Origin of the sequence: Tolypothrix sp. PCC 7601 (assembly GCF_025677855.1) — a bacterium.
In the GTDB taxonomy this organism is placed as follows: Bacteria; Cyanobacteriota; Cyanobacteriia; order Cyanobacteriales; family Nostocaceae; genus Aulosira; species Aulosira diplosiphon.
In genome coordinates this window covers 714,681-726,945 of sequence record NZ_CP064879.1, presented here as the reverse complement: position 1 = coordinate 726,945, position 12,265 = coordinate 714,681, and the positions used below count along the sequence as shown (strand labels likewise).

The following is a 12,265-nucleotide window of genomic DNA, read 5'->3' as shown; positions in this document are numbered from 1 at the left end:
CCCATTGGTGTTAACTTAACGTGAAACCCGCTCTTGTGCAAGGTTTCGCCCTCACCCCCAGCCCCTCTCCCACAGGGAGAAGGGAGCAAGAGATTTAGTTCTCCTTCTCCAGGGGGAGAAGGGGTTAGGGGATGAGGGTGCGAGGTATTTGTACCACGCCCGCCCTATATCGCTTTTAGCTTAAGTTGACACGTATGGGACAGTGCCGTGCCCTCTAGAATATATTGATGTGTCACATTATTTGATTTGGTATTAAGTTCGTATTCAGAACATTAGTTCTGGATTTTCTCTACTGGATTGCTAGCTAGGAACCCTTGGCTAGATTGTATAGATCCTGAGAAAATATAAAAGATGACCAGTGTAGAGGTTTGTAAGAATCGTGGATAATATCAACCAGCTTTTGGTGCAAGCACAAGCAGCACATGATGCAGCTGATTGGTCATTGCTGATTCAATATCTACAACAGTTGATTCTCAAACAAGAGTCTACACATCCAGAAATATTGGAAAATCAAGAGCTTTTGCTGGATTTAACCATCTCAATTTTAGAAATGGGTGATTTTCAGCAACGCTGGGAGATTGCGAAGATTTTTCAGCATTTAGGAAAATTAGCTATTCCGCGATTAGTGAAAATTTTAGAAGATGAAGACGCAGACGAAGAAGTTCGCTGGTATGCAGTAAGGATATTAGGAGAACTTGAGCATCCAGAGGCGATCGCACCTTTAGTGCAATTATTAAAAACTAGCGATAGCCAAGAACTCAAGGAAATGGCAGCAAATGCACTGGGGAAAATGGATCGCCTTGCTAGTGCTGCACTTACCGAACTCTTGCTTGCAGAAGATACTAGACTTTTGGCAGTGCGATCGCTTTCCTATATCCGCAGCACAGAAACCATTCAGCCGCTTTTGAGTGTGGTAGAAGATCCACAACCTGCAGTTAGAACTGCAGCCATTGAAGCCCTCAGTAGCTTTCATAACGAACTTATTCCCCCTGTATTGGTGAAAGCTTTAGATGATTTCGCCGCCTCAGTCAGACATGCTGCTGTCCAAGGTTTAGGTTTTCGCCCTGAATTATGCGAAACATTAGATTTAGTAACGAAACTGCAACCTAGACTTTATGATTTAAACGAAAATGTGGCTTGTACAGCTGCAATTACCCTTGCTCGGATGGGTAGTGATCATGCGGCTCAATGCTTATTTGCAGCTTTAATATCACCAAGTATATCCATCAAACTGCAATTAGAAATTATTTGCGCCCTGAGCTGGTTAGGAACATCTGCAAGCTTGGCATATCTCCAACAAGCATTTAATCAAAGCACATCCGAAACAGTGTGGCAGGAAATTGTCACAGTTTTAGGGCGAGTACAACAGCCAGAGTTAATTCCAATAGCCACAGAAATTTTATTGGCAATACTGCAATCCAACCATCCTGCCACAGAACTTGCCAATATCAAAAATGCGATCGCCCTTTCTTTAGGACAACTAGGCTGCATCCAAGCGATTGAACCATTAATTTTACTCCTAGCAGATGCCGAACCATCGGTAAGACTACATACCATCGCCGCCCTCAAAAATCTCTCACCAGAAATCGCCCATCAACAATTACAAAAATTAGCCAACAACACCTCCCTCACCCCCGACTTACAGCAAGGAGTCGCGATCGCTTTGGCGGAATGGGGAAGATGAGGGAGTGTAGGAAGCTTCCTGAAAATACTATTTGCTTGACAAACAATCTTCGGTAAATAGGCGTGATACGCCAAACTCCGGTCTATGGAGTATCCCTCTAACAGCGATCGCTTACTCTAATCTATTTAACGAGGAGTATAATTTCCGTTAGGCATCACGACTGCATCTAAAGAACTTCCTTGAAAGTTTGCTCCCTGAAGATCAGCTTCCCTAAAAGTGGTTAAAGTTATTTTAGCTTTTATTAAATTAGCTCCAGATAACTTTGCTTGGAAAAAAGTGCTTTGGTATATCTCCGTCTCAGATAAATCAGCTTTAGAAAGGTCTGACCCTACTAAGTAGACTTGATTCAAAAAAGCTTTCCGAAGAATAGTTTCCCTAAGATTTGAATATGCCAAACCAACTCCTAATAATGTAGCTTCAGATAAATCAGCTTTCGATAGGTTCGCTTTTACTATTAGTGCCTGCGATAAATTAGCTTTCCGAAGAATAGCTCCTTGAAGTTTAGCTTCTTGAAGATTAGCACTTATAAGATTAGCTCCATCAAGTAATGCTCCCTGAAGATTAGCTCTGTAAAGATTAGCTCCTTGAAGTAATGCTCGATTAAGGTTAACTCTTTGAAGGTTCGCGCTTATTATCCATGCTTGCGATAAATTAGCTTCCCGAAGAATAGCTCCTTGAAGGTTAGCTCCTTCAAGATCAGCACCTATAAGAATAGCTCTCTCAAGGTTAGCTCCAGCTAAATTCGCTTGTGACAAATCACATCTAATACACGTTTTAGTACTTAATAACTTTTGTATATGTTGTGGATTAGCTCCAAATACTGGGATAGGAAATAAAAAACTAACACAGACAAAAAACTTCAAGTAAATTTTTTGCATAAAAATCGTTCGGGCTTGGGAGACTTAAAAGCTGCTACTGAATATTAGCATCAAGCAATTCATATCAATCCTAATTTAGTACTGCCATACCTTAATCTAGGTAAGAGTACTCCAAGTAAAAAAATGCTCAATTGTCATTGCGAATGGAGCAAAGCGGAATGTTCGCGTAGCGTTCCCGTAGGGTAGCAATCGCATAGACTCGCTCGTAGTTGCAAGATTTTGCGATTGCTTCTCTGCGAGACGCTACGCGAACGCTACACTCCATTTCGCTCGCAATGACAGGTTTTGGATCGTTTATTTTTTGGAACACTCTAATGCTTTTGTAGATTCGAGAAACGTAAAAGGAGGTATTAAGGATTTTAATCAAGTCTTGCGTATTAATCCTAACTATGCTGAAGGAAACTATAGCCAAGGTAATGCCCGTTTTCAGAATGAAAACTTAAAAGAGAGTTAGGAACTTGCAAAAGATATATAAATGTAATTCAGGCTACATAAAACATGCGACTAGAGCAGAATGGGTTAAATAATCTCATGCTAAATTTTTGCATGAAGAAAGCTAGATTTAGTTTGAGTTTTACTGTTTTTGTTACCCCTACATCAAGCCGTTGCTTCAGAACTTTTGAACTGTTTAATATTTTTTAATTCTGCTTCTTCTGCTAACAAAACATGGTAGAGTTCCCAATTTTGTTGGAGGTTTAACCAAAACTCTGAACTATTCCCAAAAAATTTAGCTAATCGTAATGCTGTACTAGGTGTAATACCCCGCTTTTGATTTACAATCTCGTTAATTCGCTGATAAGGAACATGTATTGCATCTGCAAGTTCTCGTTGTGATATTCCCATTTCTTCTAAGAAATCTTTCAATAATATTTCCCCAGGATGTGAGGGGGATCTATGCTTTGGAACTCTCATCTGTTACTAAATCCTAATGGTAGTCTACTATTTCAACTTCTGATACTCCTTCAGGTATCCATGTAAAGCAAATCCGGTATTGGTCATTAATCCGAATGCTATGCTGACCCTTGCGGTCACCTTTTAAAGCTTCTAACCTATTACCTGGAGGAACTTTCATATCATCCAAAGAGAACGCTGCATTGAGTTGATCTAATTTTCTCTGTGCAACTCCCCAACAATTTATGGGACACTGTTTTCGGGCTTCCTTTGAGTCATTACCATCAAAAATGTCTTCAGTTGCTTTGTTCTTAAATGATACTATCATAACTAGCATGATGACACGGTTATCATGCTAGCAGAAAAAAAGACTTGTAGCAAACTCTACCAAATTGTGGCGAAAGATCCAGTAAGTTAATAAGAGCTATAAATGTAATTCAGGCTACATAAAACATGCGGCTAGAGCAGTTGCAAGCCTTTTTAGCGATCGCGGAAACCGGCAGCTTTCAACAAGCTGCTAGAAAATGTGGTGTCACTCAATCGACAATTAGCCGACAAATCCAAGCCTTAGAAGCTGATTTGGGACTAGAGTTGTTTCACCGCACGACTCACGCCAAGCTAACATTGGGCGGTGAACGTTTACTACCCCGGGTGCGAAAAATTTGTCAGGAGTGGCAAACAGCAACAGAGGAATTAACCGATTTAATTGCAGGGAAGCAACCAGAATTGTGTATTGCAGCGATTCACTCGATGTGTGGATCGTATTTGCCACCAGTATTACAACAATTTTGTCGTGATTACCCAGAGGTGCAATTGCGGGTAACTTCTTTGGGTAGCGATCGCGCTTTAAAAGTCTTAAAAGATGGACTGGTGGATTTGGCGATCGTGATGAATAATCGCTTCTTAACTACTGGTCGGGAAATGGTGGTAGAAGTACTATATGAAGAACCCATTGAGGTATTAACTTCTGCCAAGCATCCCTTAGCCCAATATGAATATATTCCTTGGTCGGAGCTAATTCGTTACCCCCAAGTGGTTTTTAAAGATGGTTATGGGATGCAACGTTTAATCCAAGATAGATTTGAGCGTTTAGAAGCTACACTGCAAGCTGCTTTAGAGGTCAATACTTTAGATGCTTTCCGGGGAGTGGTGCGTCAAGGAGAACTGATAGCTTTGCTACCCCATTCCGCACTCATGGAAGCGCGGCTAGATCCCACCCTGGCAGTACGTCCTTTAGCCTGTAATAGTAACATTAATGCATCTGAGAGTTCGAGTTTGACACGCCGGGTAGTTATGGTTACCACTGGCGATCGCTTGCAAATTCCCCCAATCAACCATTTTTGGCAACTGGTGCGACAAAACATCCCACCGCAAATTAACCAACAGCGATCGGCTTCTTAAGGCTATGATGACTCAAAAGTCACAAATCTAAAGTCCAAGAATTGTTGACTGTTGACTGTTGACCCTTGACCTTTGAGTACCATGAGCAATTTATTTAGGCAATTATTAAAAAAGGTAGGCAGTGGAAATCACACAGGAGAGAATTTAACTCGTGCTGAAGCCGCCACAGCTACCAAAATGATGTTGCTAGGTGAAGCCACACCCGCCCAAATCGGGGCGTTTTTAATTGCTCATCGGATCAAGCGTCCCACGCCGGAAGAGTTAGCGGGAATGCTGGATGCCTACAATGAACTAGGGCCAAAACTGCAACCTATTGCGGCGGAGCGACCAGTAATAGTATTGGGCATACCCTATGATGGCAGAACGAGAACTGCACCCATTAGCCCGATCGTTGCTTTGCTATTAGCTGCTGTTGGTCAACCAGTGATCATGCACGGAGGCGATCGCCTACCGACTAAGTACGGACTTCCCCTGGTAGAAATTTGGCAGGGTTTAGGGGTAGATTGGACAAATTTACCACTAGCAAAAACCCAGCAAATTCTGGAGAAAACAGGAATCGGTTTTGTTTATGCTCCTAAGCATTTTCAACTAAATCAAAGTATTTGGGATTACCGCGACCAATTAGGCAAGCGCCCACCCTTGGCCACAATGGAGCTAATTTGGTGTCCTTATGTTGGGGATGTTCATATGATCCCTGGGTTTGTGCATCCGCCGACAGAAGCGCTGTTTCAGGAAACGCTAGCTTTACAAAATGTTACAAAATATACCTTAGTGAAGGGATTAGAAGGTAGTTGTGACTTACCACGCGATCGCACCGCAATTATCGGCTTATCTTCAAATACAGGAGTGCTAGAACGCTTACATCTTGCACCACGAGATTATGATTTTACTACCAAAAACGTCCCCCTAGAGACTACCGCCGAATTGCTCGCCCAGATGCAAGAAGTTTTAGCTGGTAAACCCACAGAGTTGATGCAAACAGCCTTATGGAATGGTGGATTTTACCTGTGGCGTAGTGGTATTTGTTCAGATATGCGATCTGGTATTGCCAAAGCCTCAGAATTATTAACCACTGGTGTAGTCACAGCCAAACTTCAAGAACTTACCCAATTAGTCAACAGCCAAGAAGAATCAACCCTCAAAGCTACCTAGGAGTGCTGAGTAATGAGTTGCAACAGACGCGATTCATTGCGTCTTTACAAGAGTGCTGAGTAAAAATCCCCGCCTCGACTTTCATAGATGGCGATGAATTTTCGTTATTGGGATTGCTCCCTCATCTCCCTCATCCCCTACTTACTCACAGATAAAACCATACCCTCACGAGCTAACAATGCTTTAGGGAAGCTAGACTTAACTTCAGATTGCACGTAATCAAGAAAATCATCATCATCATCTGGATGATAATGGGAGATAACTAAGCTCTTAGCACCAGCTTTGCTAGCTAAATCCACAGCAGTTTGCCACTGTAAACTAGAAGAATCATTATTGTGAGCAGTAGGGGGAGCATAGGTACTGTTAGCAATCAGCAAATCAACCCCTTGAATTAGCTGGAGAATTTTTTCTTGTTCTTCTTGCTCAGGATTTTTCGACAAATCTGTGACGTAAGCAACGCTAAAACTTTGCCAATTAACTCGATAGCCAACCGAACGCTGGTGTTTATTAATTAATGCTGTGTTAATCGTCAGTTCTCCTAGCTTTACCTCGCTACCAGGATTGATATTGTGGAAATGCAATTCTGACTGCATCACCTGTAACGGGTAGGGAAAGTGGGGTTGCAGCATTTGATCGCACAAACATTGCTTAATTGAGGCGCTATTTGAGGCGGCTGAACCGTAAATATGAAAGCGATTTTTAGCAACAAACGCAGGGCCAAAAAAAGGAAACCCTTGAATGCGATTGGACTGGGAATTAGTAAAAAATAGATAGGCTTCTAGAGGCTGTTCTAATTCTTGCCAAGTTTTACCCAGTAACCTTAAGCCAGTACCCCCATCAAAAATTAAATGTTTTGTGCCTACACGCATTGTTACACAAGCAGTATTTCCGCCATAGCGCGTAGTGTTGCTGCTGGGAGTAGCAACCAAACCTCTCACACCCCAGAATTGCACCGCAAATTCACTAGGTGCACTTGTAAGCGGAGTAGGTTGTTTCTCAGTTAAATGGCTTTGGGAAACCGACAGTTCAGTATTTGACATTTTCTTTGCAGTTTAGGCCTTACTGAGCAGGTCATCGTAGTGCCGTACTTCCAATGGTCGGTTGTTTTCGTCTACAATGACGACCGTAGGCGAGTAATTTTGTAACTCTTCTGTGGTGAACTGCCCGTAGGCCATTATAATCAGGCGATCGCCTATAATGCCTAGACGTGCGGCAGCCCCATTTAGCTCAATAATTCCGGAATAGGCTGGAGCAGGTATGGCATAGGTAATAAAACGCTCACCATTAGCACTATTCACGACTTGTACCTGTTCATAGGGTAAAATTCCAGATTTTTGCAACAGAATATTATCTATACTGATACTACCCACATAGTTGATATTGGCCCCTGTGAGGGTACAGTTGTGAATTTTTGCCAAAAGGAGAGTACGCTGCATTTGATTTAGGGGTGCGGTGGCAATATTGGCGTTTTGAGTCAGCACTTGATAATGCTGAAGATGGAAAAATTATGAATAATGGGTAATTAATCACTAGTCAATAGCACAAAGATAGCATTTAGTCAAGAATCAAGAGTGGGAGAGACGCGATTAATCGCGTCTTGATTATTTCTCTTTTATACTCTAAGTTCCTTGTTTGTAGCTTCTAGTTCTACTGACCACTGAACAACTACCCATTACCTATTATCAATTATCCTTGAGCAGCTTTAATGGACTTATCTACCAAAGCTTTGACTTTATCAACATCTTGCCAACCGAGAATTTCAGTTACTTTCTTTTCCAGATTTTTATAACTGCGGAAAAATTCAGCGATTTCATCCAAGCGGTGTGATGGTACATCCTTTAAAGATTGTACTTGGGCGTAGCGCGGATCTTTGTCAGGAACGCAAAGAATTTTTTCGTCGCGATCGCCACCATCAATCATTTCTAAGAAGCCAATGGGTCGTGCAGCAATTATACAACCAGGAAAGGTAGGTTCATCAATGATCACCATCCCATCTAGGGGATCGCCGTCATCAGCTAAAGTGTTGGGGACAAAGCCGTAGTCATAAGGATATTTTACCGACGAATAAAGTACCCGGTCTAAGGCAAAAGCTTGTAAGTCTTTGTCGAATTCGTATTTATTTTTACTCCCGCCTGCAATCTCAATCAGAACGTTGATGAGACCCGGTTTTGGTTGGGGTGGTATACGGGATAAATCCACAAACAAGCTCCTCTTATAAAACTGTACATCGGGGATATAAGCAATATTGCCTCCCCGTGTAGAATTTTAGGGCCAAGATGGACTTCAATACTACTTTAATTCAGGGGAAAAGGAGAAAGGGGAAAGGTTAAGGGTTATGGCTTTTCCTTTTACCAAAAAGTATTCTGTTGACAAAAATTGCGGCGATTCCTAAAGAATCGCCGCATATTGGCGCTGTATCATCAGCGCGTCAGATTATTCAACTGTTGTAGCGGACAGATGGTTAATGCTTCATCTCTCACCTGTTTACAGAGATTAGAAGCAATTGTTGTTGCTGAATTATCTGTTTCCGCTTTGGGTTTATTTAGTTGTGAATTGCGAGTCTGATCGTTTAATCCCCGCTTCTGGGTAGATTATAAGTCAGAGGCTGTTGATTGTTGTGTACATTTGTCGAAGAATAATGAGCAATGACAAATACAGGTAATGTCAGAGTCAGTAGAGCGATCGCGGTTCCCACAATGTCTGCCAACCTATGGGAATATGTATCGGTATTGGCAGACTGACTATTTGAATTCATACAAAAAATTTGAACTTCACCACTTCACTTTGAGCTTTACTCTCCGAGGAGAGCCTTGATCCTATTTTAACTACTTTTAGATGTAACCAGGGGATACATTTATAATCTTATCCAGTTTTACAAGTGTCATAATATTGCTGCGCTACAAAAGTCTTTTGATACAAAGTTCGACACGAACATTTTGGGCTTTGATGTGGTAGCTAAGATTAAATATCACTGGCTCTTCTTGTATCATTTTTGCTGCTTTTGATTTAGGATTTAGAGAATCATAAATTACATTTTTGCAGTTGAGTGCAGATGCAATTTTTCATCAACTTTGGGCTTGATTGCATTAGTATAACATCTGAAAAAGCTTTGTCTAAGGTAGTTTTAGGGATATGTGGTTAATTTGTGTTACTTAAAAACTTCACCGAAAAATCACTGATTATCTATTAATCATAGTGATATTCCACAGTGGTTATACTGAAACGACATCATGTTTTTAGATTAACTAATATTGTTGCTTTTTGTAACCAGAAATCGACACTGAATAAATACAGCTATATCTACCTGGTTCAGCATTATTAATTTAGTTAGGATGCTAAGAATATTCTCAATGCATGAGTAAATATTCCTAGTAATACTTTCTTATTTTGTCAATCTATATTTAGGTAGATCTGAAGATATTTAGATACTATATATCTACATAAATTTAGCAAATTTTCCAGCACTATATCCCACAATAATGCAGTGTTTGATCGTAGTTTTATCACAAATTGAGTATGAGGAAACCGCCGCTAATCTAGGGCGGTTTGGTTAAGCAATCGGAGGGTATTTATAGCTTAATTTGCTAATTTTCAAATTGTTGTAGCTAAGTTTGCACTTGGACAACTAACGTCTACCATAGGCAGTCATTGGTTCTTTAATAAAACGAATGTAAAGGTGTTTAAATGTGGATTTAATCACACGTGGCATTGCAAAATCGATAGGTACTAACTTGTCTGGTAATCGCCAATCTTCTATTTTGAGTAAATCAGGTTCTAAATGAGGAAAATCAATCTCAGTTAATTCTGGGCATAGTCCTAATCTTTGAGAAGCTGCGACTGTGGGTACTTGCTGGGGTGGGACATTGAGAATTTCTACCATTGCCCGATCTAAGGCAAACACATTTGATGCTGCTGCCAAAATACCTAATGCACGCGGTTCTCCATTACTAGGGCCATTGCCATCATGACCGATGATCCCATCTAAAATGGTTAAGCTGGGGTTAATAGCCTTCGCAGTTTCTACCAACATTTCTGCAAAGCGGTTGGCATCTTTACCGGCTTCCATGTGCCACCAAGCTTTCATTTTGCCGGGAACACAACCAAAGAGGTTTTTTACACCCAAAGTTAATGTTAGTTGAGCATGGGATTTAACTTTGGGTAAGTTAATCACCACATCCGCCGCCATTGCTTCTTTAGATAGCAACAGATGATTAAAATTTTCGCTGACGGTTTCGTAACGCTGACCGTGAAAATCGATAATTGGTAGGTGAAGTTCCTCAACAATTGGTGCATAGCCGTTGGCTATAGCCACACCCTTCGCACTCCCAAAAGCCGGACTATCTCCTAAAAACGGCTTACCGCCAACTTCCATTACCATCTGGGCAACTGTGTAAACCAATTCGGGGCGAGTAGTACACTCTTTACCAGGACGCGCACCTGTGAGTAAATTAGGTTTGAGCAAAACGCGATCGCCTCTCTTCACAAAAGCTGCTATCCCCCCAAAAGGTTCTAGCAGCGTTTCTAGTGACTCGCGTAAAGTCTCTCGTTCGTAAGAATTAGCACGGATTAAGCTGACAGATGGTTTTTGTGTCTGCATGGATTATTTAGACAATTAGTAAAGATAAAGAAAGAAGAAATTCTTCTTTCATATATCTTCCTACTATCTTTTTAATCTAGGTTGTCTGATTCTGGAGTGAGGGGTATGATACCGCTCATCTGTTCGAGATTTAACACAGTGGCTAATTCCGCTTCACTCATCAGCCCTTTCTCCAAAACAATCTGCCGTAAAGATTTGCCAGTTTCCAAAGATTCTTTTGCCACAGCCGCCGCATTTAGATAACCGATATGCGTATTTAAGGCGGTAACTAAAGCCAAACTACCTTCCGCGTATGCTAAACAGCGTTCTTGGTTAGCAGTAATTCCTTTGATGCAGCGTTCCGTAAGGGCAGCAATTGTATTGCCCAAAATTTCGATACTATGAATCAAATCATAGGCAATTAGCGGCATCATCACATTTAATTCTAATTGTCCCGCTTGGGCTGCCAGGGCGATCGCATTGTCGTAACCCATGACTTGAAAACATACCATTGATGTCATCTCTGCCATCACCGGATTGTATTTGCCTGGCATAATCGAAGAACCAGGTTGTACTGGTGGGAGTTGAATTTCCTTAAATCCAGTTTTTGGCCCCGAATCCATCAACCGCAAATCATGGGAAATTTTCACTAAATCCTGAGCTAAATTACGTACAGCACCAGAAACATTTACAAATGGTGCCATACTCTGCATTGCAGCCATGAGATGTGGCGCAGGTTGCAAAGGCGAGTTGAGTAATTCTGCTAGTACTTCCACCACCCGCGCCCGATAACGTGGATGAGTATTCATACCTGTACCAGCCGCACTTCCACCTAAACCCAACACCATTAAATCGCTAGAGGCTGTATAAATCCGGTTTTGATGTTCTGCAAGTATATACGCCCAAGCGCGAAAATTCTCGCCTAAGCGCACAGGAACAGCATCTTGCAAATGAGTTCTACCAGATTTGACAATATCCTGAAATTCTGCGGCTTTGGCTTCCAAGGCTGCGATCGCATTCTCTAAAGCTGGGTGTAATGTATGAGTCAGGGCCAATAAGCCACCAATGCGAATTGCCGTAGGGATGACATCATTGGTAGACTGCCCATAATTCACATGGTCATTAGGGCTGACACGCTTGTAGTTACCCTTTTCATCCCCCAGAATTTCCAAAGCGCGATTCGCCAGCACTTCATTAACATTCATGTGGTGCGAAGTCCCTGCACCGGCTTGATAAACATCAACCACAAATTGATCGCGCAATTTCCCTGCAAGTATCTCATCAGTGGCTTGTACAATCGCCTGACTGATTTCTTGGGGAATGCATCCCAATTCACCATTAACGATGGCAGTAGCTTTTTTAATTAATAAACAAGCATCTACGTAAGTAGAAAGCGGCTTCAGCCCGCTAATAGGGAAGTTTTCTATCGCCCGCAGCGTTTGGATACCGTAATAAACATTACTAGCAATTTGGCGATCGCCCATCGAATCGCGTTCGATGCGAAATTGGAAGTCTGCTTGTTGAGTCATAGTGCCGATAATTTAGACAATCTCAGAACAAAGATCATCCCACGGTTAGCGAAAGATATGGAAATCCATTTTTTGTCTCTGCGCTTTAACAATAATTTATTAGCATATTGGTATTAAGGAAATTTCTGATTAAATTTTGTGAGCTATAGGAATC

General features: G+C 41.6%; 12 protein-coding genes. 3 read left to right on the top strand and 9 right to left on the bottom strand.

From position 1 onward, the window contains the following. The first annotated feature begins 379 nt into the window (after nt 1–379). Nucleotides 380–1,684 carry a HEAT repeat domain-containing protein gene (locus HG267_RS02945; protein ID WP_194007890.1) on the top strand — a complete coding sequence of 435 codons (1,305 nt, stop codon included), beginning with the start codon at nt 380–382 and terminating at the stop codon, nt 1,682–1,684. A gap of 125 nt (nt 1,685–1,809) precedes the next feature. Here the strand turns inward: HG267_RS02945 and HG267_RS02940 are convergent, their stop codons facing one another. The 3 genes from HG267_RS02940 to HG267_RS02930 all read right to left on the bottom strand — a co-directional run bounded on the left by HG267_RS02940 (nt 1,810) and on the right by HG267_RS02930 (nt 3,781). Further along, nucleotides 1,810–2,562, bottom strand: a complete 753-nt coding sequence (locus HG267_RS02940; protein ID WP_045871838.1) for a pentapeptide repeat-containing protein — start codon at nt 2,560–2,562, stop codon at nt 1,810–1,812. A 597-nt stretch (nt 2,563–3,159) separates the two neighbouring features. After that, the gene (locus tag HG267_RS02935) at nt 3,160–3,474 is read right to left on the bottom strand and encodes a HigA family addiction module antitoxin (protein WP_045871837.1); all 315 of its coding nucleotides are present in this window, start codon (nt 3,472–3,474) and stop codon (nt 3,160–3,162) included. Nucleotides 3,475–3,487: 13 nt separating this feature from the next. Continuing rightward, nucleotides 3,488–3,781, bottom strand: a complete 294-nt coding sequence (locus HG267_RS02930) for a type II toxin-antitoxin system RelE/ParE family toxin (RefSeq protein WP_045872112.1) — start codon at nt 3,779–3,781, stop codon at nt 3,488–3,490. A gap of 125 nt (nt 3,782–3,906) precedes the next feature. On the opposite strand from HG267_RS02930, the gene HG267_RS02925 reads away from it, so the two are divergent. Then, nucleotides 3,907–4,854: a LysR family transcriptional regulator gene (locus HG267_RS02925; RefSeq protein ID WP_045871836.1), complete on the top strand. Its 948-nt coding sequence runs from the start codon at nt 3,907–3,909 to the stop codon at nt 4,852–4,854. Between the two features lie 81 nt (nt 4,855–4,935). Continuing rightward, nucleotides 4,936–6,006 carry an anthranilate phosphoribosyltransferase family protein gene (locus HG267_RS02920; protein ID WP_045871835.1) on the top strand — a complete coding sequence of 357 codons (1,071 nt, stop codon included), beginning with the start codon at nt 4,936–4,938 and terminating at the stop codon, nt 6,004–6,006. Between the two features lie 137 nt (nt 6,007–6,143). On the opposite strand, the gene HG267_RS02915 is transcribed toward HG267_RS02920, so the two are convergent. The 6 genes from HG267_RS02915 to HG267_RS02890 all read right to left on the bottom strand — a co-directional run bounded on the left by HG267_RS02915 (nt 6,144) and on the right by HG267_RS02890 (nt 12,111). Continuing rightward, the gene (locus HG267_RS02915) at nt 6,144–7,046 is read right to left on the bottom strand and encodes an MBL fold metallo-hydrolase (RefSeq protein WP_045871834.1); all 903 of its coding nucleotides are present in this window, start codon (nt 7,044–7,046) and stop codon (nt 6,144–6,146) included. 12 nt (nt 7,047–7,058) lie between these two features. Continuing rightward, nucleotides 7,059–7,442 (bottom strand): aspartate 1-decarboxylase, encoded by a 384-nt coding sequence (panD, locus tag HG267_RS02910; RefSeq protein WP_045872111.1) that lies wholly within the window; start codon nt 7,440–7,442, stop codon nt 7,059–7,061. 250 nt (nt 7,443–7,692) lie between these two features. Then, a complete protein-coding gene (locus HG267_RS02905; protein WP_045871833.1) occupies nt 7,693–8,205 on the bottom strand; it encodes an inorganic diphosphatase in 513 nt (170 codons plus the stop codon). Between the two features lie 370 nt (nt 8,206–8,575). Then, nucleotides 8,576–8,761: a hypothetical protein gene (locus tag HG267_RS02900; RefSeq protein ID WP_071989436.1), complete on the bottom strand. Its 186-nt coding sequence runs from the start codon at nt 8,759–8,761 to the stop codon at nt 8,576–8,578. Nucleotides 8,762–9,631: 870 nt separating this feature from the next. After that, complete coding sequence (locus HG267_RS02895) at nt 9,632–10,603, bottom strand: DUF362 domain-containing protein (RefSeq protein WP_045871832.1); 972 nt, start codon at nt 10,601–10,603, stop codon at nt 9,632–9,634. A 71-nt stretch (nt 10,604–10,674) separates the two neighbouring features. After that, the gene (locus tag HG267_RS02890) at nt 10,675–12,111 is read right to left on the bottom strand and encodes an aspartate ammonia-lyase (RefSeq protein ID WP_045871831.1); all 1,437 of its coding nucleotides are present in this window, start codon (nt 12,109–12,111) and stop codon (nt 10,675–10,677) included. Between the last annotated feature and the right edge of the window lie 154 nt (nt 12,112–12,265).